Origin of the sequence: Falsiroseomonas sp. (genome assembly GCF_051860665.1) — a bacterium.
Classification (GTDB): domain Bacteria; phylum Pseudomonadota; class Alphaproteobacteria; order Acetobacterales; family Acetobacteraceae; genus Falsiroseomonas.
In genome coordinates this window covers 127,891-146,906 of record NZ_JBHYDM010000002.1, presented here as the reverse complement: position 1 = coordinate 146,906, position 19,016 = coordinate 127,891, and the positions used below count along the sequence as shown (strand labels likewise).

At 72.4% G+C, this 19,016-nt stretch carries 18 protein-coding genes; 2 read left to right on the top strand and 16 right to left on the bottom strand.

All coding sequences use genetic code 11. The features are described from left to right. Positions 1-14: 14 nt before the first annotated feature. Positions 15-2,186, bottom strand: coding sequence for a ComEC/Rec2 family competence protein (locus tag ACTIF1_RS02470; protein ID WP_439594782.1), 2,172 nt, complete (start codon positions 2,184-2,186; stop codon positions 15-17). 120 nt (positions 2,187-2,306) lie between these two features. On the opposite strand from ACTIF1_RS02470, the gene gltX reads away from it, so the two are divergent. Together gltX and ACTIF1_RS02460 are read left to right on the top strand one after the other, a co-directional pair. Further along, a complete protein-coding gene (gene gltX, locus ACTIF1_RS02465; RefSeq protein ID WP_439594781.1) occupies positions 2,307-3,710 on the top strand; it encodes a glutamate--tRNA ligase in 1,404 nt (467 codons plus the stop codon). Between the two features lie 89 nt (positions 3,711-3,799). After that, on the top strand, positions 3,800-4,114 hold the full coding sequence (locus tag ACTIF1_RS02460; protein ID WP_439594780.1) for a hypothetical protein: 315 nt from the start codon (positions 3,800-3,802) through the stop codon (positions 4,112-4,114). A gap of 94 nt (positions 4,115-4,208) precedes the next feature. Here the strand turns inward: ACTIF1_RS02460 and ACTIF1_RS02455 are convergent, their stop codons facing one another. From ACTIF1_RS02455 to pyrH, 15 genes are all read right to left on the bottom strand, one after another. Continuing rightward, positions 4,209-5,108, bottom strand: a complete 900-nt coding sequence (locus ACTIF1_RS02455) for a DUF697 domain-containing protein (protein WP_439594779.1) — start codon at positions 5,106-5,108, stop codon at positions 4,209-4,211. Next, complete coding sequence (locus tag ACTIF1_RS02450; protein WP_439594778.1) at positions 5,105-6,502, bottom strand: YcjX family protein; 1,398 nt, start codon at positions 6,500-6,502, stop codon at positions 5,105-5,107. Before ACTIF1_RS02450 ends, ACTIF1_RS02455 begins: the two co-directional genes overlap by 4 nt. A gap of 10 nt (positions 6,503-6,512) precedes the next feature. Next, the gene (gloA, locus tag ACTIF1_RS02445; RefSeq protein ID WP_439594777.1) at positions 6,513-6,908 is read right to left on the bottom strand and encodes a lactoylglutathione lyase; all 396 of its coding nucleotides are present in this window, start codon (positions 6,906-6,908) and stop codon (positions 6,513-6,515) included. Beyond that, the gene (locus ACTIF1_RS02440) at positions 6,905-7,783 is read right to left on the bottom strand and encodes an LpxI family protein (RefSeq protein WP_439594776.1); all 879 of its coding nucleotides are present in this window, start codon (positions 7,781-7,783) and stop codon (positions 6,905-6,907) included. The genes gloA and ACTIF1_RS02440 overlap by 4 nt, the downstream gene beginning before the upstream one ends. Beyond that, a complete protein-coding gene (gene lpxA, locus ACTIF1_RS02435) occupies positions 7,780-8,604 on the bottom strand; it encodes an acyl-ACP--UDP-N-acetylglucosamine O-acyltransferase (protein WP_439594775.1) in 825 nt (274 codons plus the stop codon). The genes ACTIF1_RS02440 and lpxA overlap by 4 nt, the downstream gene beginning before the upstream one ends. Before the next feature lie 29 nt (positions 8,605-8,633). Further along, positions 8,634-9,110 (bottom strand): 3-hydroxyacyl-ACP dehydratase FabZ, encoded by a 477-nt coding sequence (gene fabZ, locus ACTIF1_RS02430; RefSeq protein WP_439594774.1) that lies wholly within the window; start codon positions 9,108-9,110, stop codon positions 8,634-8,636. Positions 9,111-9,140: 30 nt separating this feature from the next. Next, positions 9,141-10,175 (bottom strand): UDP-3-O-(3-hydroxymyristoyl)glucosamine N-acyltransferase, encoded by a 1,035-nt coding sequence (gene lpxD, locus ACTIF1_RS02425; RefSeq protein WP_439594773.1) that lies wholly within the window; start codon positions 10,173-10,175, stop codon positions 9,141-9,143. Between the two features lie 3 nt (positions 10,176-10,178). Next, positions 10,179-10,979 (bottom strand): OmpH family outer membrane protein, encoded by an 801-nt coding sequence (locus ACTIF1_RS02420; protein ID WP_439594772.1) that lies wholly within the window; start codon positions 10,977-10,979, stop codon positions 10,179-10,181. A 23-nt stretch (positions 10,980-11,002) separates the two neighbouring features. Further along, complete coding sequence (gene bamA / locus ACTIF1_RS02415; protein WP_439594771.1) at positions 11,003-13,342, bottom strand: outer membrane protein assembly factor BamA; 2,340 nt, start codon at positions 13,340-13,342, stop codon at positions 11,003-11,005. A 193-nt stretch (positions 13,343-13,535) separates the two neighbouring features. Further along, the gene (rseP, locus tag ACTIF1_RS02410) at positions 13,536-14,645 is read right to left on the bottom strand and encodes an RIP metalloprotease RseP (RefSeq protein ID WP_439594770.1); all 1,110 of its coding nucleotides are present in this window, start codon (positions 14,643-14,645) and stop codon (positions 13,536-13,538) included. Positions 14,646-14,677: 32 nt separating this feature from the next. Further along, positions 14,678-15,856, bottom strand: coding sequence for a 1-deoxy-D-xylulose-5-phosphate reductoisomerase (gene dxr, locus ACTIF1_RS02405; RefSeq protein WP_439594769.1), 1,179 nt, complete (start codon positions 15,854-15,856; stop codon positions 14,678-14,680). Beyond that, positions 15,844-16,722 (bottom strand): phosphatidate cytidylyltransferase, encoded by an 879-nt coding sequence (locus ACTIF1_RS02400; RefSeq protein WP_439594768.1) that lies wholly within the window; start codon positions 16,720-16,722, stop codon positions 15,844-15,846. Before ACTIF1_RS02400 ends, dxr begins: the two co-directional genes overlap by 13 nt. 13 nt (positions 16,723-16,735) lie before the next feature. Then, complete coding sequence (gene uppS / locus ACTIF1_RS02395; RefSeq protein ID WP_439594767.1) at positions 16,736-17,548, bottom strand: polyprenyl diphosphate synthase; 813 nt, start codon at positions 17,546-17,548, stop codon at positions 16,736-16,738. A 31-nt stretch (positions 17,549-17,579) separates the two neighbouring features. Further along, positions 17,580-18,152, bottom strand: a complete 573-nt coding sequence (gene frr, locus ACTIF1_RS02390) for a ribosome recycling factor (RefSeq protein ID WP_439594766.1) — start codon at positions 18,150-18,152, stop codon at positions 17,580-17,582. A 12-nt stretch (positions 18,153-18,164) separates the two neighbouring features. Further along, positions 18,165-18,887: a UMP kinase gene (gene pyrH, locus ACTIF1_RS02385; RefSeq protein WP_439594765.1), complete on the bottom strand. Its 723-nt coding sequence runs from the start codon at positions 18,885-18,887 to the stop codon at positions 18,165-18,167. Positions 18,888-19,016: the final 129 nt, after the last annotated feature.

Here is a 19,016-nt window from a genome sequence, read left to right as displayed (position 1 = left end):
ATGCAAAAAAATAGTTAACGCGCAGCCTCATCAACGGGGGCGAGTGGCAAAGTTTCCGCCCGGCCCGGCAGTGGCTCCGGCGGCACCCAGGGGCGGTCGCCGCGCCAGGCGCGATCGCTGAGCCGCCGGGCGCCCGCCTTCCCCAGCCAGGCGGCCTGGGCGCCATCCCGCCACATGGCGAAGCGGTCGATGCTCTCGCCGGTCGCGCAGCGCGGCCGCAGCGGCTCCAGCGCCACCACCAGTGCGCCGCAGAAGGGCGTGGCATCCAGCGGGGCGGATCGCTGGCCGCGGGCGGGTGGCGGGCCGCGCAGCAGCACCGCCTCCGCCGCATCGGGGCGTGGGCGGAATCGGCAGGCGGCCGGGGTGCAGGCCAGCGCGCCGCCGGCGGCCGTGCCGGTTTCCGGCAAGGCCAGCGCCTGCGTGGCACCCATGGCGCGCAGCATATTCTCCTGCAGGAAGGCGCGGGCGCCGGGCAGGCGGTGCAGATAGACCCCCTCCGCCGTCCGCAGCGCCACGATCCGCGCATCGCCCGAGACCAGCAGGTCCGGCGGCGGCGCGGCCAGCGGCGTGGCCAGGCCGGCCAGGATCATCGGAAGGCCCCAGGCGCGCAGCGCGCCGCGCCACAGGCACAGCCAGCAAAGGCCCAGGCTGGCCAGGGCCAGGCCCCAGCCGGGTAGCGGTGGCAGGGCCGGCGCGGCACCCGGCCAGGCGGCCACCACCCTGGCCACCGCCAGGATCCCCTCCACCCCCCATCCCATGGCCCAGAGCGGCCATTCCGCCAGACCGAGCGGCAGCGCCAGCATGGCCAGCAGCGCGGCCGGCATGACCAGCAGGGAGGTGAGCGGCACCGCCACCGCATTGGCCAGGATGCCGAAGAGCTGCAGCCGGCCGAAGTGATGCAGGCCATAGGGCGCCGTCGCCGCGCCGGCGAGCGCCGAGGTCAGCACCAGGCCGAGGACGAATAGCAGCGCCGGCCGCCACCAGCCGCCGCCGAGCCGCGCCAGCCAGGGCCGCGCCGCCTCATGCCCCGCGATCAGCGCCAGCACCGCGGCGAAGGACATCTGGAAGGAGGGGCCGAGCAACTCGGCCGGCGCCAGCGCCAGCACCCCGGCCGCGGCAATGGCGACGACCCGTGGCGAGAGCGCGCGCCGGCCGCTGAGCAGCGCGAGCGTCACCAGCGCCGCCATGCCGAGGCAGCGCTGCATCGGCACCTGGGACCCGGTCAACAGCATGTAGAAGCCACCCGCCGCCAGCGCCGCCAGCGCCGCCACCGCCTTGCCCGGCACCCGCAGCGCCACCCAGGGCACCAGCGCCAGCGCCAATCGCACGACGAAGAAGACCAGCCCCATGACGATGGCCATGTGCAGGCCGGAGACGGAAAGCAGATGCGCCAGGCCCGAATCGCGCATTGCGACCATGGCGGGGGCCGGGATGGCGCTCTGCGTGCCGGTGACCAGCGCCGCAGCCACCGCGCCCGCCGCGCCGGGGATGGCGGCTGCCACCTCCCGGTCCAGCCGGGCGCGCAGCGCGGCGAACCAGGACCCCTCCCCGCCGCCCTCCAGCCGCTCCACCGGGCCGAGCGCGAAGCCCGAACCGCCGAGGCCGGAGAAGAAGGCGGCGCGCTGGAAGTCGTAGCCGCCGGGCACGGCGGGCGCACCGGGCTCCCGCAGCAGGGCGCGCAGGCGCAGCCGGTCGCCGGGTTGCGGCAGGGTCGGGTCGTCCTTGCGCAGCCGGACCCGGATCTGCCGCGCCAGCGGCGGATCCTGGCCCAGGCTTGCGCCCCGCAGCGTCACGCGATGGCCCTCCGGCAGCGGTTCCACCTGCGCCACCAGCCCTTCCACCAGCACCGCGCCAAAGGGCAGGTGCAGGGGCGCCGGCTGGCGGGCCGCGTGCCAGGCGGTGAGCCCAGCGCCGAGCAGCGCCGCCGCCGGCAGGGCCACCGCCCAGCCCAGCAGCCACCGGCGCCGGGCCAGCCGGGCGGCAAGCCCGAGCAGCGGCACTGCCAGCCACAGCGGCTGCGCACGGGGCTCCGTCGCCTGGGCAAAGTACCAGAGCACGCCAGCGCCCAGCGCCACCGCCAGCCAGGGTGCGAACCTGCCGTGCTGCGCGGCGAGCTGCGCGAGCAGCCAGTCGCCGATCCGCGCGACCGCGCCCTGCCGTTCAACAGGATGAAGGGCGACAGACATTCAACCCATGGTGGAGACATTAACGCTGCGCCGCAACGGGCCTCTGCCCGGCCCGCTTTGGCGGCCCGCCGATCCGCGCTAAGCAGCCCGTCCCACTTTCCTGCCGGGACACGGAACATCATGTCGGTCCGCACGCGCTTCGCCCCGTCGCCCACGGGCTATCTGCATATCGGCGGCGCCCGCACCGCGCTGTTCAACTACCTCTTCGCCCGCCACCATGGCGGCCAGTACCTGCTGCGGATCGAGGACACCGACAAGGCGCGCAGCACCCAGGCGGCCGTGCAGCAGATCCTGGACAGCCTCGAATGGCTCGGGCTGAGCCCGGACGAGCCGCCGGTGATGCAGACCAGCCGGGAGGCGCGGCATGCCGAGGTGGCGCGCGCGCTGCTGGACGCCGGAAAGGCCTATCTCGCCTACGACACGCCCGAGGAGCTGGCGGCGATGCGGGCGGAGGCCGAGGCAGCCAAGCGCCCCTTCAAGTATGACGGCAGCCGCTGGATGAACCTTGACCCGGCCCAGGCCCCCGCCCTGCCCGCCGCCATCCGCATCAAGGCCCCGCGCGGCGGGGAGACGGTGGTGGCCGACCTGGTGCAGGGCGAGGTGCGGGTCGCCGATTCCGAGCTGGATGACATGATCATCCTGCGCTCGGACGGCACGCCCACCTATCTGCATGCCGTGGTGGTGGACGACCACGACATGGCCATCACCCATGTCATCCGCGGCGACGATCACCTGACCAACACGTTTCGCCAATGCATGGTCTATGACGCCATGGGCTGGCGGCGGCCGCATTTCGCCCATATCCCGCTGATCCATGGCGCGGATGGCGCGAAGCTGTCGAAGCGCCACGGTGCCGTGGGGGCGCTGGAATTCGCCGAGCAGGGCTTCCTGCCGGAGGCGCTTTGCAACTACCTGCTGCGCCTCGGCTGGGGCCATGGTGATGAGGAGATCGTGCCGCGGGACCGGGCGATCGAACTCTTCGACCTGGCCGATGTCGGCCGCGCCGCCTCCCGCATGGACTATGCCAAGCTGACGCATCTGAACGGCGTCTATCTGCGCGCGGCGGAGGATGACCGGCTGGTGCGGGACGTCCTGGCGCGCTTCACGAAGCGCGGCATCGACTTCGGGACGGAGGCCGCTGCCAGAATCCGCGCCCTGATGCCGGACCTGAAGGCGCGGGCCAAGACGCTGGTGGAACTGGCCGATGCGGCGGTCTTCGCGGTGGCGAACGGCGCCCCGGTGCCGGATGCCAAGGCCGCCGCGCTGCTGACCGAGGAGGCCCGCGCGCGGCTGGCCGACCTCGCCCAGTTCCTGGCCGATGCGCCCTGGGAGCGGGCCGATCTGGAACAATGGCTGCGCGACTATGCCGAGGTGAAGGGCGTCAAGCTCGGCCAGGTGGCACAACCCCTGCGCGTGGCGCTGACCGGCAGCACCCAGAGCCCGCCGATCGATGCGGTGCTGGTGGCGCTGGGCCGGCCCGAGGCTTTGGCGCGGATCCTGGCCGCGTCCGGGGAGGCGCTGTGACCTGACTTCCTGCTTGACGTGCGCGCCGGGGAAAGTCTAAAAATTAGATTAACGGGCGATAAATTAGTCGCTCCACCCCGGAGGTCGGCATGCTCAGCGTGTCCAAGGTCAGCTTCTGGCTCGCAGGCTTCGTCGGCACGGCGGTCTGGACGAGCTCCATCATCGCACTCACCAGCCTGCCGCTGCCAGCGCAATTGGCGCTGGGCGCGATGATGCTGGTGGGCTGCGTCTGGGGCCATTCGGTGCTGTTCCCGCAGCCGCGGGAAGAGGGCGGCGCCGTGGCGCCGGGCCGGATGCAGCGGGAGGAGGCGATGCGTGCCCTGCCCGCCGCGCCTCTGCCGCTCGGCACGCCGCGGGTGCCGGTGGCCCGCCCGGCCCGCCGGCCGACGCAGCGCCTGGCCTGAGGGGGCGCGCCTCGCGCCCTGGCTGGGCATTTCCGGCCGGAAGGCCGAAGCTGCGGCGGCCGCCGGCCGGGATGGGCGCGGCCTTTTCCCGCCTTCAACGCGGCGTGACGATCCGGCAGGCGCGCGCCGTGGCGCGGGCCAGCAACAGCATGCGCCGCGCCGCCACCGCGCCGGTCGCGGCATCGCCGACCACCGAGGCGACCAGCGGGTTCGTGGTCACCGCGGTGACCGCCGCATTGATGGCCACATCGGCGGCGGCCACGGCCCCGGCCTCGAACAGCGTGCGCCGCAGCAGCTTCAGCGTGCCGAGCAGCCCGGGGCGCAGGCCGTGGATCGCCGCCACCTCCCGCACCAGTCGCAGGCCGCGCCAGGCGATGAAGACGCCATCCAGCGCCGGGGATGGCACGATGGCGGTGGCCGCCAGGGATTGCAGCGCGGCGGCGCGGCCGGCGGCCACCGCGGCGCGGTCGAGCGTCGCCAGGGGACCTGCCTCCAGCAGGGCGAGCAGCGTCGGCAGGTCCGGCGCCTTGCGCAGCGCGGGCAGCATGGCCTGCGCCTCCGGCAGCCTCGCCGCCCAGTCCAGGATGGCGGACCGGCTGGCAGAGAAATCACCGCGCGCGACGGCGGCCCGGCCGCGCTCCACCGTGCCGAGGCCGGCCAGCCCGCGCAGCTCCCGCAGGAAGGCCGCGGCGATGAGCCCGTAGCCCGCAACGGCGACGGAAAGCGTCACCCAGCCCAGCCAGGGGGCGCGCGAAAACTGGTCCGCGACATAGCCGCCGACATCGATGGCGGAGAGGCCGACCAGCAGCACGCCGATGCCGCCCGCGGCCAGGCTGAGTGCGGACCAGCGGCCGCCCGGGGCCGGCGGCAGCACCACCGGCGCCACCGCCTGGTCCCAGCCGAAATCGAGGCGCGGCGCGGGGGCCAGGCTGTCCTCGGTCAGGATTCTGGGGCCGCGCGGGGCGTCGCGGGGACCGCGCGGGGTATCGCTCAAAGCAGGTCTCCGATCAGGGATGCCAGCATCCGGTCCAGCCCCAGATGGGGCATTCCGGACAGCCCGTCACCGGTCAGCCGCGGCGGGCGGAAGACGGGCATGCGGAATTCGCCATGGCTCCAGAAGGCGTGATCGGGCCGGCGGTCCGGCACCTCCCCGGGATAGATCCGCGCGCTGCGCCCGCCGTCCAGCAGCACGCCCCGCACCGCCTGCACGTCCCGCCCGTCGACGCGGGCCAGGTCGTCCTGGGTGCAGCGGAGGGCGGCGATGGCGTGGACGGAGGTTGTGGCGCCCCCTGCCCCCGCCGTGTCCCGCCCCACCAGGTCGCCGAGCAGCCCCACCAGCGCATCCCGCTGCGCGGCCGGCACATGGTCCGCCTTGGTGGCGGCGAAGCCCACATGCTGCACGCCCTGGCCGGTCAGCAGGTTCAGCCAGCCGCCGCCGCGCCGCAGCGCCGTCGCGATGGCCGACAGCGCGGCGGCGGTGTCGTCGAAGGCCTCCTCCCCGGCATGCAGCGCGCCCAGCGCATCCACCAGCACCGCCTGGCGGCGGAAGCGGCGGAAGAAGGGTTCGAAGAAGGCGGTTCGCTGATCTGCCAGATAGGCGGCGTGGCGGCGCGCCAGCAGCCGGCCCAATTCCCCCTGGCTGCCGCCGGGCAATGGGAAGAACCAGAGCAGCGGCGCCTCCCCGCGCGGCCCGGGGTTCAGCGCGCGTCCGGGCTGCAGGAAGCGGAAGCCGAGGTCGTCCCGGCAGCGCAGCAGGGCGGCGCGATAGAGGCGAAAGCCCTGCCGGGCCAGCGCCTCGTCGTCTCGCGCGCCGGGCGGCAGGGAATCGACGAACTGAAGAAAGTCCTGCGCCACCGCGGCACGCCGGCCCTGGCGCAGCCGGGCCAGGGTTTCGCGCGACCAGTCGTCATAGGACTGGTCCAGCATCGGCAGGTCCAGCAGCCATTCGCCGGGATAGTCCAGCAGCTCCAGCGTGACGCGCCGCTCCCCCGCCACCCAGCCGCGCGCCTGGCCGAGCCAGGAGGCCGGCGCCAGGTCCAGCGCGATCTCGAGGGTGGACAGGTCCTCGGTGCGCTCCGGCCAGCGCGGCGGGTCGGCGGCCAGGGCCTCCAGATGCGCGGCGGCGTCGAAGCGCGGCGTCGCCTCCACCCCCGGCGGCACCAGCCGCGCCCCGCGCAGCCGGTTGCCGGAGGCGGCGGCCAGCGCCGGCAGGGTATTCACCCCCGCCCCTGCGGCCAGCAGGTTGGCGACCAGGGAGGTCAGGAACACCGTCTTGCCGGCCCGCGACAGGCCGGTGACGGCAAGCCGAACCCTTTCCCGCCCCGCCAGCGCCCGCGCGGCATCCGTCATGCCGGCGAGGGCATCCTCCAGCGGTGTCAGGATCGCCATGTGGCCGGGATTACTTCCGCTCGATCAGCTCGATCTTGTAGCCGTCCGGATCCTCGACGAAGGCGATGACCGTTGTGCCGAATTTCACCGGGCCGGGTTCGCGCGTGATCCTGGCGCCGCCGGCGCGCAGCCTGTCGCAGGTCGCGTAGATATCCGGCACGCCGACGGCGAGGTGGCCGAAGGCATTGCCCATCTCATAGCTCTCGGTGCCGTAGTTGTAGGTCAGCTCGACCACGGCGGCGCCGGTGGACTCCTCGGCATAGCCGACGAAGACCAGCGTATACTTGCCCTCCGGCACGTCGCGGCGGCGCAGCTCCTTCATGCCGAGCAGCCTGGTGTAGAAGTCCACGCTGCGGTCGAGATTGCCGACGCGGATCATGGTGTGCAGCAGCGAGCCCTGGCTCATGGCGAAATCCCTTCCTTGAGGATCTGGTCGGCATCCATCGCCAGCAGGAACAGCCCCGCGGCGTCGGCCTCCGATATGGTGGCGTCGCGGTCGAGAACGATGGTGCCGACGTGACCGTTCCGCCGCGCCTCCACCGCGATGCCGCGCAGCCCGGCGGCGGCGGCGGCGCGGATGGTGTCGGGGCCGATGGCGGGCAGGTCCACCAGCTTGCTCTGCGCCGGCTTCACCAGCTTGACCAGGACACCGCCCGGGCCTTCGCGGCGCAGCTCGCCGGCGCGGGCGAGCATGGCGTCGGTGCCCTCGATCGCCTCCAGCGCCAGCACCAGCCCCTGCTGCACGACGCAGCCCTGGCCGGCATCGGCGGCGCCGAGCTGGCGGGCGACGGCGATGCCGCGCCGGATATCCTCCAGCGCCTCGGCATCCGGCTGGGCGCGGGTCGGGCAGCCGGCCTCCATCAGCAGCTCGGCAAAAACCTGCTGCGCGCCCAGCGGCTCGAACCCCTCCTCGCGCAGCACGGTGACGATGGCAGTCAGCAGCGCGTCGTCGCCGCCGAACAGCGCCCGGCGCCCGACCCGGGCCATCAGCCGCACGCCTTCCCCGTCCAGGCCGAGCGAGAACAGGGAGGGCCGCTTGACCCGCCCGGCCAGCACCAGCTGCCGCGCGCCGGCGCGGCGCAGCAGGCCCAGCATGCGGCCGATGGCGCCGAGGCGCACCACCTCATGCGGCCAGGCGGCCCATTCGCGGGGATCGGCAAAGCCCTCGACCAGCACGGCGAAGACCGGGCGGCCGGCGCGCCGCGCCGCATCCGCCACGCGCAGCGGCATGATGCCGCCGCCGGCGATCAATCCGAGGGGCAGACCGAGGGGGAAGGTCACGAGGCCTCCCCGCTCTCCTCCTCGTCGGAGTAGCGGCCGAAGGGGATCAGGCCGTGGCGCCCGCGGTTGCGGGCGAAGGCCAGGATCTCGGCCACCTGGGGATTGCCCGGATAGGCGGCAGCGACGGCCTCCACCGCCTCATCCGGCCGGCCACCGCGATAGAGGTCGTGCACCGCGCGCGCCACCGTCATCACCTGGTCCTTGCTCAGGCCCAGGCGGCGCCGCATGGCGATGGTGTTCAGCCCGGCATGCTTGGCGCGAAACCCCTTCACGCGGCCATAGGGCAGCACATTGCGCTCGACGCCCGACATGCCGGCCACCATGGCCATGCGGCCGATGCGGACGAATTGCTGGATGGCGGCGCCGCCCTGGATCACGGCGAAATCGCCGATCTCGACATGGCCGGCCAGCATCACGTTGTTCACCAGGATGACGCCATCGCCGATATTGCAGTCATGGCCCACATGGGCCACGCACATCACCAGCCCATCGGCGCCGATGCGCGTCATGCCATCCCCGCCGGTGCTGCCGCGATGGATGGTGGCGTGTTCGCGCACCTGGGTGCGGGGGCCGATGGCCACGCCGGTGGGCTGGCCCTTGTATTTCAGGTCCTGCGGCGGCAGGCCGATGGTGGCGAAGGGATAGACCTTCACTCCATCGCCCAGCGTCACCCGGCCATCGAGCACGACATGGGCGATCAGCTCCACGCCCTGCCCCAGCACGGCCTCCGGCCCCACGACGCAGCCCGGCCCGATCCGGCATCCGGGGCCGATCTGGGCCCCGTCCGCGACGTAGGCGGCGGGATGGATGAAGGCCGGCATCATTTCGGAATCCACGGGGCCGCTTTCGCTCACTTGTCGAGGATCATGGCGGCGTAGCTGGCCTCGGCCACCACCTTGCCGTCCACCTTCGCCTCCGCCGTGAATTTCCAGATATTGCCGCGCTGCTTCTCCTTCTGGACATGCACGCGCATCTGGTCGCCGGGCACCACCGGCTTGCGGAACTTGGCGCTGTCGACGGTCATGAAATAGACCAGCTTGCCCTGGGCGGAGGGTCCCAGCGTCTCCACCACCAGCACGGCCGCGGTCTGAGCCATGCTCTCGATGATCAGCACGCCCGGGAAGACCGGGTGCTGCGGGAAGTGGCCCTGGAAGAAGTTCTCGTTGATCGAGACGTTCTTGATGCCGATGGCGGAGACATTGGGCACGATCTCCACCACGCGGTCCACCAGCAGGAAGGGGAAGCGGTGGGGGATCGCCTGCATGATGCGGGCGATGTCGGCCGTCCCCATCGCGGGCTCCGGCGTGTTTTCTGCGGTCGCGTCCATGATCCTGTCTTCCGTTCGCTCCCTGGCGAATTAAGGCGCCGGCTTGCCGGGCTTGGCGGCCAGCCGCCGCAGCGTGGCATGGGCGCGCAAGGTCTCGCGCATCGGAAGGGCCGGCGAGCCGCCGACAACCTCCCCCGGCCCGACATCGGACATCACGCCCGACTGGGCCGCGATCTGCGCCCGGTCGCCGATCTCGAGATGGCCGGTGACGCCGGCCTGTCCGCCCATCTGCACCCCGTTGCCGAGGCGGGTGGAGCCGGAAATCCCGACCTGCGCGACCAGTACGCAACCCCGGCCGGTGCGCACGTTGTGGCCGATCTGCACCATGTTGTCGAGGCGCGTGCCGGCGCCCAGCACGGTATCCGTCTGGCTGCCGCGATCGACGCAGGCATTGGCGCCGATCTCCACGAAATCCTCCAGCAGCACGCGGCCGAGCTGGGGCATGGTCTCGAAGCGTCCCTCGGGGGTGACGGCGAAGCCGAAACCCTCCTGCCCCACCCGGGCGCCGGGATGCAGCACCACGAAGCGACCCGCGATGGCATGGCTCAGGCTGGCATGGGCGCCGATCCGGCAGCCCTCCCCCAGCACCACCCCGGCGCCGACGACGGCATGCGGGCCGATGATGCAGCCGGCGCCGATCTCGGCCCCGGCCTCGATCACCGCGAAGGGACCGATTTCCGTGCCCGGGCCGATGCTGGCGCTGGGATCGACCACGGCGGCGGGATGCACGCCCGGACGGGGCGCGACGGGGGGATGCAAGGCGCGGGCGATGCGGCCGAAGGCGAGATAGGGCTGCGCGGTGACGATGGCGGCGCGACCGGCGGGCAGCTTCGCCAGCATCTCCGGCGCCAGCACCACCGCCGCCGCCTGGGTGGCGGCGAGCTGGGCGGCATAGCGCCGGTTGTCCAGGAAGCTGACCTCCGCCGGCCCGGCCGATTGCAGCGGGCCGACACCGGTGATGCGCAGCGCGGCATCGCCGCCCACCAGCTCACCGCCGGCGGCGGCGGCGGCCTCCGCCAGGGTCAGGGCGGATCCCGCCGGGAAGAAGCGGGGATCCGCGGCCATCCCTCAGTTCCGTCGCGCGGGCGCGGCCGGGGCGGGCGGCGGCGGCGGCGGCGGGGCGCCATCGGCGGCGGGCGCACCGGCGGCCGGCGCATCCGCGGGGGCGGCGCCCTCGGCCGGCAGGTTCACGCTGCGCAGCACGCGGTTCATCTGGGCGGAGATCTCATCCGTCAGGTCGAAGGCGGCGTCGTTGAAGATCACCAGCGGCCGCGGCAGCACGATATTCACGCCGCGGGAGGCCGCGACCTGACGGATCACGGCGCCCAGCGCCTGCTCGATCTGCTGCAGCCCGCCCTGCGCCGCCTGGTCGATGGCGCGCGAGCGGTCGCGGAAGATGCGCTGGGCATCGGTGATCCGCTCCTGCAGCTCCCGCTCCCGCGCGCGCAGCTGCTCCGGCGCCAGGGTGGCGCGGGCGGCGGCCAGCGCCTGCTGTTCCTCGCGCCAGCGGCCCTGCTCGCGCTGCAGATCCTCGTTCAGCTTGGCGCGGCGCCGCTCGATCTCCTCCCGCACCTGGTTGAAGGCGGCGGAGAGGCGCTGCACCTCGGGGATATCGACGATGGCGATGACGGGTGCCGGCGGGCGCTGGCCGGCCGGGGCGGTGGCCGGCCGCTGCTGCTGTTGCTGCGGCGGGCGCTGTGCCTGGCCCTGCGCCGGCTGGCCCTGCGGCGGGCGCTGCTGCTGGCCCTGGGCCTGGGCGGGGGGGACGAACCACTGCTGGCCCTGCTGCTGCTGGGCATCCGCCTGCGGGACCAGCAGCAGGGAGGGCGCGAGAACCAGGGAGGCCGCGAGAAGATGACGCAGGCGCATGGGGCGAGGATTCCGGATAGGGCTCAGAAACGGGTGCCGAAGCCGAAACGCACCAGCTGCGTCTCGTCGTAGGACTTCTTCACCACCGCCTGGGCGATGTCGATATTGATCAGGCCGACCGGCGTGCGCCAGGAAATGCCGACGCCGGCACCGACGCGCGGCGAGGCATCGTCCTGCACGCCCTCGCCAGAGACCGGCGTGCGCGACAGCGAGCCGACATCGACGAAGGCGCGGCCGAGCAGCCCGATCTCGGAGGGCAGCGGCAGCGGGAAGCGCAGCTCCGTGGTCTGCGTCCAGATCAGGCGGCCACCCAGGGGGTCGTCATTGCCGGCGCTGGAGGTATCGCGCGGGCCGGCACCGGCGAGCGCAAAGCCACGCAGATTGTCGCCGCCCAGGAAGAAGCGGTCGATGATCCGCTCCGGCCGGTCGCCCCAGGGGGTGAGCAGGCCGACGCCGCCCTGCAGCGCCAGCACGTATTCCGGCGCGCCCAGGTAGCGCTCCAGCGGGATATAGCCCGCCACGTCACCGCGCCAGCGGACATAGGCGACATCGCCGCCGAGGCCCGCCACATCGGTGCCGACGCGCGCGATATAGCCGCTGCGCGGCTCGATCCGGCTGTCGCGCACGTCGTAGGACAGGGTGGTGCCGATCTGCGACAGCAGGGTGACGCCGCGCTGCTCCTGGATGTAGCGGCTGGCATCGGTCTGCACGTCGAAGATATCGCGCTGCACCAGGCTGTAGGACCAGCTCTGCCGCACGCGCTCATTGAATTCGTAGCCCGCGCGGATCGCGAAGCCGACGCGCTTCTCCGAATAGCTCGACGTGTCCTGCAGGTCGCGGGTGATGTAGAAAAGGTCGAGCCCGGCGGCCAGGTTGCGGTCCATGAAGGACGGGTCGGTGATCGAGAAATCGACCTGCGTGCGGCGCTGCGCCAGCAGGGTCTGCAGGCGCGTGTCGACGCCGGTGCCTAGGAAGTTGCGCTCCCGGATGCCGAAGTCGGTCAGGAAGCCGGCATCGGTGGAGAAGCCGCCGCCCAGCGAGATCTCGCCGGTCGGGCGTTCCGTCACCGTGGTGGCCAGCACCGTGCGGTCCGGCGCGGAGCCGGGCTGCACATTGATCTCGGCATTGCCGAAATAGCCCAGGTCGCGGATGCGCTGGCGCGAGCGGCGCACCTGCGCGGCATTGAAGGCATCGCCCTCCGCGATGCGGAATTCGCGGCGGATCACGCGGTCCGCGGTGCGGCTATTGCCGGTGATGTCGATGCGCTCGACATAGGCGCGCGCACCCTCGGCGACCTCGAAGGTCACGTCGACGCGGCGATTCTCCCGGTCCCGCACCACGCGCGGGCGGACCTCGACGAAGGGCACGCCGCGCAGGCCCACGGCATCCGACAGCGCCTCGACCGAGCGCTCCACGGCGTCGCCGTCGTACCAGTCGCCTTCCGAGATCGCGAGCTCGCCGCGCAGCGAATCGGGCTCCACGCCGCGGAGCGAGCTGGTGATCTCGGCGCGGCCGACGCGGTAGCGTGGGCCCTCGTCGATCGTATAGGTCACGAAGAAGCCGCTGCGGTCCGGCGCCAGCTCGGCCACCGCGCCGGTGACCTGCACATCGGCATAGCCCTGGCGCAGGTAGTAGCGGCGCAGCAGCTCGCGGTCGAAGTTCAACCGCTCCGGGTCATAGATGTCGGAGGTCGACAGGATCCGGTACCAGGCCTGCTCGCGGGTCGCGACCACGTCCTTCAGCCGGCTGTCGGAGAAGGCGGTATTGCCCACGAAGCTGACGCGGCTGACCAGGGCCGCATCGCCCTCGGTGATCTCGAAGACCACGTCGACGCGGTTCTGGTCGAGCTCGATCACCTTGGGCTCGACGCGCGCGGCGAAGCGGCCGCGGCGCGCATAGAGGTCGAGGATGCGCTGCCGGTCGGCCTGCGCCGCCTGCGGGGTGAAGACCGCGCGGGCGCGCAGCGTCACCTCCGGCGTCAGCACATCGTCGGAGACCTTGCTGTTCCCCTCGAAGGCCACGCGGTTGACGATCGGGTTCTCCTGCACCGCGACCTGGATCCGGTCTCCCGCGCGGGCCACCGTCACGTCCCGGAACAGGCCGGTGGCGAAGAGCGTGCGCAGGCTGCGGTCCAGCCGGTCCGCATCGAAGGGATCGCCCGGCTGCAGCAGCATGTAGGAGCGGATGGTATCCGCCTCGATTCGCTGGTTGCCGGTCACGTCGATGCCGCGCACGACGCCGGAGGCGGCGGGCGATGCGGCGGCGGGGGCGCGCGGGCCGCGTGTCTGCGCCTCCGCGGTCAGGGCGAGGCCGACCGGGACGAGGCAGGTGGCGGCGAGCAGGAGAAGCCGATTGGCGACCAAGAGGTGTATCCCCGGGGGGGTGAGTAAGGCGGCGGAGACTACCCGAGCGGCCGGAGGGCCGCCACCCCCGGCGGCGTGACCGCCCGCCCCCTGCCCCGCAAGCTGCCGGTCAAAAGCGGCCGAAGCGGGGCAGATTCGGCCTGCCCCGCGGCGCTGCTTGCTAAAATGCGAGGATTTTCAGCGCGCTCCGACCTCAGCCGAAGAGCCCCGCCGCCCAGCGCACCACGCCGAGTTGCGACAGGTCATTCCAGGTGGCGAAGACGAAGAGCGTGATGAGCAGCGCGAATCCGGCGCGGAAGCCGTATTCCTGCGCCCGCGGCGGCAGTGGCCGGCCGCGGATCGCCTCGGCCGCATAGAACATCAGGTGGCCGCCATCCAGCACCGGGATGGGAAACAGGTTGATCAGCGCCAGGTTCACGGACAGGACCGCCATGAAGGAGACCAGGCTGGCGATGCCGAGCTCCGCCACCTGGCCCGACATCTGCGCGATGCGCAGCGGGCCGCCGAGATCCTCCGCCCCCCGCCCGCCGGCGATCATCTGCCAGACCGCGGCCAGGGTCTGCCGGGTGATATCGACCGTCTGCACCGTGCCGGCCCAGAGCGCGCTGAGCGGGTTCAGCCGCTCGAACTGCGCGGGCGCGGCGCCGACGCCGAGGATGCCCACCGTGGTCTCGCCGGTCGTGCGCGCGGCGGGCGTCGCGGTCAGGGTGCGCTGCGCGCCCTCCCGCTCCACCGTCACCGCCACGGGCGTGCCGGCGCGCGGCTGGATATGGCGCTGCACCTCCTCGAAGCGCGTCACCGCCTGGCCGTCCAGCGCCAGGATCCGGTCGCCCGGCAGCAGGCCGGCAGCGGCGGCGGCGGAGCCTTCCTGCACGGTGCCGACCGCGGTGGTCGCGGCCGGCTGGCCCACCGTCATGTAGAGCGCGCCGAACATCAGCGCGGCGAGCACGAAATTGGCCAGCGGCCCGGCGGCCACGACGATGGCGCGATCGCCCACCGGCTTCTCGTGGAAGGTCTGGCCAGGGCGCCAGCTGGCGCGGACCTCCTCCGACACGTCTTCCGGCTGTTCCTGGCCGTGTAGCTTCACATAGCCGCCCAGCGGCAGCCAGCCGATGCGCCATTCGGTGCCCTGCCGGTCGGTCCAGGAGGCGATGGCCCGGCCGAAGCCGACCGAGAAGCGCTCCACATGGACGCCGCGCCAGCGGGCGGCGAGGTAGTGGCCGAGCTCGTGGAAGAACACCAGCACGCCCAGCACGACCACGAAGGCCAGGAGGGTGCGGATCGGGTCGGGCAGGAAATCCAAGGTGTTCTCCAGCGGCCCGTCAGGCCGAAATCTCAGTTCACCGCGGCGCGGGCCCCGGCATGGCGGGATGCGGCCCGGCGGGCGGCGGCGTCGAGGGCCAGGATATCCTCCAGCCCCTCCGCCCGCGCGGTCACCATACCCTGCAGAGTCGCCTCCACCACCGCCGCGATCTCCAGGAAGCCGAGGCGGCCGTCGAGGAAGAGCCCCACCGCCACCTCGTTCGCGGCGTTCAATATAGTCGGGGCGCCGCCGCCCGCCTGCAAGGCCTCCCGCGCCAGGCGCAGGCAGGGGAAGCGCACCGGGTCGGGCGCGGAGAAATCCAGACGGCCGAGCGCGGCCAGGTCCAGCCGCGGCGCGCCGACATGGATGCGCTTCGGCCAGGCCAGGGCGTGGGCGATGGGCGTGCGCATATCGGGCGTGCCGAGCTGGGCCATCAGCGAGCCATCGGCGAATTGCACCAGGCCGTGCACGGCGGATTGCGGATGCACCAGGATCTCGATCCGCGCCTCCGGCACCGGAAACAGGCGCGCGGCCTCGATCAGCTCCAGCCCCTTGTTCATCATGGTGGCGGAATCGATGCTGATCTTGGCGCCCATGGACCAGACCGGGTGGCGCACCGCCTCGGCCGGCGTGGCGTGGGCCATGCGCTCCAGGCTCCAGTCCCGGAAGGGGCCGCCGGAGGCGGTGAGGATGATCTTCTCCACCCCCGCCGGGTCCTGGCCATCGAGCGCCTGGAAGATGGCGTTGTGCTCGGAATCGACCGGCAGCAGGGTGGCGCCGCCCTGCTTCGCCACCGCCAGCACCAGCTCCGCCGCGCAGACCAGGCTTTCCTTGTTGGCGAGCGCCAGCGTGCCGCCGCGGGCGAGGGCGGCGAGCGTGGACCGCAGGCCGGCGGCGCCGACGATGGCGGCCATGGTCCAGTCCGCCGGCCGGGCGGCCGCTTCCTCCACCGCCGCCGCGCCGGCCGCGGCCTCAACGCCGCTGCCGGCCAGCGCCGCCTTCAGATCGGCATAGGCCGTCTCATCGGCCACCACCGCCAGCCGCGCCCGGTGACGCAGCGCCTGTTCGGCAAGCTGCGCAGAATCGCGATTGGCGACCAGGGCCTCGACCCGGAAGGCACCCTCCGGCGCCGCATCCAGCAGCGCCATGGTGGAGCGGCCAACGGAGCCGGTGGAGCCCAGGATCGAGACCGAACGTGTCACCAGGCCCATCCCCATAGCGGCCGCCCCTGCCCCAGCGCATAGGACAGCAGCGCCGCCACCGGTGCCGCCGCCAGCACGCCATCCAGCCGGTCCAGCAACCCGCCATGGCCGGGGATGAGGGAGGAGGTGTCCTTCACCTTGAAGTGGCGCTTGATCGCGGATTCCAGAAGGTCGCCCGCCTGGGAGGCGATGCTGACCAGCAGCGCCACCATGGCGACCGCCGGCCACCAGGCGCCGGGCGTGAAGGCCAGCGCGCAGGCCCCGCCGAAGACGAGCGCCGCGGCCAGCCCGCCCAGCGCGCCCGACCAGGTCTTGTTGGGCGAGATGGCGGGCGCCAGCTTCGGCCCGCCCAGCGCCCGGCCGGCCATATAGGCGCCGATATCGGAGGCCCAGACCACGACGAAAAGGAACAGGACATTGCCGCGCCCGGCCTCGTTGTCGTGCCGCAGCTCGATCAGCGCGAGGCCGGCGAGCCCGATATAGAGCACGCCGAGCGCAAGGCGCCGCGCCGGCTGGGTGATGCCGGACCGCCGCCCGAGCAGGGACACGCCCAGCCAGGTGGCGGCGGAGCCGGCCAGCAGCAGCACCAGGCCGAGCCGCACCTGCTCCATCACCGCCAGCGCGCCGGCGGCGCAGACCACCAGCGGCACGGCCAGCCCCGGGAAGACCCGGGTGCGACGGCCGCAGAGATGCACCCATTCCCAGGCCAGCACGGCGCCCGCGATGGCCACCATGGCGGTAAAGGATTCGGCACCGAACCAGATGCAGGCCAGCGCCGCCGGCAGCAGCACGGCGGCCGAAAGCGCCCGCTTGCGCAGGTCGGCCCAGTTCCGGCGCGGGGCGCCGGGCTGGCCGGGTACCGGGGCGGTGATCATCGCAGCGGCCGGCTCACGCGACCCGCAGGCCATAGCGGCGTTCGCGGCGGGAGAATTCGGCGATCGCCTCCGCCAGATGCGGCGCGCCGTAATCCGGCCAGAGCACGTCCTGGAAGACGAATTCGGCATAGGCCGATTGCCAGAGCAGGAAGTTGGACAGGCGTTGCTCGCCGCTGGTGCGGATGATGAGGTCCGGATCCGGCATGCCGGCGGTGGAGAGCTGGCCGGCGAATTCGGCCATGTCCACCTTCTCCGCATCCAGCGTGCCGGCCGCGACGCGGCGCGCGATCTGCTGCGCCGCCGCGACGATCTCCGCCCGCCCGCCGTAGGAGACGGCGACATTCAGGTTCAGCCGCGTGCCCTGCGCCGTCGCGGCCTCCGCCGCCGTGATGGCCTGCGCGGTCTCCGCGCCGAAACGCTCGCGCTCCCCGATCACGCGCAGCCGGATCCCCTCCCGCGCCAGGGTCGCGACCTCGGAGCGGAGGTACATGCGCATCAGGCCGGTCAGGTCGCGCACCTCCTCGGCCGGGCGCTGCCAGTTCTCGGAGGAGAAGGCGAAAAGGGTCAGCCAGCCGATGCCGGCCTTGGCCGCGGCCTCGATGGTGCGGCGCACCGCCTCGGCACCGGCCTTGTGGCCGAGCGCGCGCGGCAGGCCACGGGCGGTCGCCCAGCGGCCGTTGCCATCCATGATGATGCCAATGTGCCGGGGCGGCCCGCCCTCGCGCCCTGCGCGGGCCGGCGCCGTGCCCTGCGGCAGGTCGCGCGCGGCCGCGCCTTCCAGCGGCTTCGTCGCGATGCCGTCCAGCGGCTTCGCCGCGGCGCTCATCGCCCGACCGTCCAGGCCGCCACGCTTGCCATCAGCTTGTCCGGATGTCCTTTTCCTTCTCGGCCAGGGTCGCATCCACGGTCTTGATGCTCTGGTCGGTCATCTTCTGGATCTCGTCCGTCCACCGCTTCACGTCGTCCTGGCTGACCTCGGACTTCTTGTCCTTCTCCCAGGACTTCACGGTCTCCATCGCATCGCGCCGAACGCCGCGCATGGCAACCTTGCTGGCCTCGGCATATTTGCCGGCGGTCTTCACAAGGTCGTTGCGCCGTTCCGTGGTCAGCGGCGGCAGCGGCACGCGCACCACCTGGCCCTCGGTCTGCGGGTTCAGGCCGAGGCCGGAATCGCGGATCGCGATCTCCACCGCCTTCACCACGGACTTGTCCCAGACCTGGACCGAGAGCAGCCCGGGGCCTGCCACGGAGATATTGGAGACCTGCACCAGCGGCTGGACATTGCCATAGGCCTCGACGCGGATCGGCTCCAGCAGCGCGGGGCTGGCGCGCCCGGTGCGAAGGCCCTGGAATTCCTTCTTCAGCGTCTCCAGCGCGCCGTCCATGCGGCGCTGCAGCTCGCGCTTGTATTCGGCGAAGTCAGCGGCCATGCCAGCTTTCCCTTATGGATCGACCACGGTGGTGAACTTCCCCTCGCCCTTCATGACGGCGGTGAAGGCACCAGGTTCGTGGATGTTGAACACGACGATCGGCAGCTTGTTCTCCCGCGCCAGGCTGATGGCCGCGGCGTCCATCACCGCCAGGTCGCGGGACAGGACATCGAGATAGGTGATCGTGGTGTAGCGTTCGGCGTTCGGGCTCTTGCGCGGATCGGCGGAATAGACGCCGTCCACCTGCGTGCCCTTCAGCAGCGCGTCGCAGCCCATCTCATTGGCGCGCAGCGCGGCGGCGGTATCCGTGGTGAAGAAGGGGTTGCCGGTGCCGGCGGCGAAGATCACCACGCGGCCCTTCTCCATGTGCCGCATGGCACGGCGGCGGATGAAGGGCTCGCAGAGGCTGGCCATCGGGATGGCGGACTGCACCCGGGTCGGCACGCCCAGCTTCTCCAGCCAGTTCTGCATGGCCAGCGCGTTCATCACGGTCGCCAGCATGCCCATCGCATCGGCCTGCGTCCGGTCCATGCCCGCCGAGGCCCCGGCGACACCCCGAAAGATATTGCCGCCGCCGATCACCATGCAGACCTCGACGCCGAGCGCCACGACGTCGTGGATATCCTGCGCGATGTTCTTCAGCACGGCGATGTCGAGGCCGTAGTCGCGCGTGCCCATCAGCGCCTCGCCGGAGAGCTTGAGCAGGACGCGCTTGTAGATCGGGGGTCTGCTCATCTGCGGTCGGGAATCCGGTGGCTGGCGTTGCGAAACATAGGCGGCGCACCATGGCGGCCGCAAGGCGAAGGGAAAGCCGCCCTGTGGCGGCGCCTCCGGCAAGCCGGATGGCGGCGCGGCCCCGCCCCC

What these genes read in the sequence shown, in the direction of transcription:
- ACTIF1_RS02470 (WP_439594782.1), bottom strand. Translation starts at nt 2,186, where the DNA reads ATGTCTGTCGCCCTTCATCCTGTTGAACGGCAGGGCGCGGTCGCGCGG.
- gltX (WP_439594781.1), top strand. Translation starts at nt 2,307, where the DNA reads ATGTCGGTCCGCACGCGCTTCGCCCCGTCGCCCACGGGCTATCTGCAT.
- ACTIF1_RS02460 (WP_439594780.1), top strand. Translation starts at nt 3,800, where the DNA reads ATGCTCAGCGTGTCCAAGGTCAGCTTCTGGCTCGCAGGCTTCGTCGGC.
- ACTIF1_RS02450 (WP_439594778.1), bottom strand. Translation starts at nt 6,502, where the DNA reads ATGGCGATCCTGACACCGCTGGAGGATGCCCTCGCCGGCATGACGGAT.
- gloA (WP_439594777.1), bottom strand. Translation starts at nt 6,908, where the DNA reads ATGAGCCAGGGCTCGCTGCTGCACACCATGATCCGCGTCGGCAATCTC.
- lpxA (WP_439594775.1), bottom strand. Translation starts at nt 8,604, where the DNA reads ATGCCGGCCTTCATCCATCCCGCCGCCTACGTCGCGGACGGGGCCCAG.
- fabZ (WP_439594774.1), bottom strand. Translation starts at nt 9,110, where the DNA reads ATGGACGCGACCGCAGAAAACACGCCGGAGCCCGCGATGGGGACGGCC.
- lpxD (WP_439594773.1), bottom strand. Translation starts at nt 10,175, where the DNA reads ATGGCCGCGGATCCCCGCTTCTTCCCGGCGGGATCCGCCCTGACCCTG.
- ACTIF1_RS02420 (WP_439594772.1), bottom strand. Translation starts at nt 10,979, where the DNA reads ATGCGCCTGCGTCATCTTCTCGCGGCCTCCCTGGTTCTCGCGCCCTCC.
- dxr (WP_439594769.1), bottom strand. Translation starts at nt 15,856, where the DNA reads ATGGGCCTGGTGACACGTTCGGTCTCGATCCTGGGCTCCACCGGCTCC.
- ACTIF1_RS02400 (WP_439594768.1), bottom strand. Translation starts at nt 16,722, where the DNA reads ATGATCACCGCCCCGGTACCCGGCCAGCCCGGCGCCCCGCGCCGGAAC.
- uppS (WP_439594767.1), bottom strand. Translation starts at nt 17,548, where the DNA reads ATGAGCGCCGCGGCGAAGCCGCTGGACGGCATCGCGACGAAGCCGCTG.
- frr (WP_439594766.1), bottom strand. Translation starts at nt 18,152, where the DNA reads ATGGCCGCTGACTTCGCCGAATACAAGCGCGAGCTGCAGCGCCGCATG.
- pyrH (WP_439594765.1), bottom strand. Translation starts at nt 18,887, where the DNA reads ATGAGCAGACCCCCGATCTACAAGCGCGTCCTGCTCAAGCTCTCCGGC.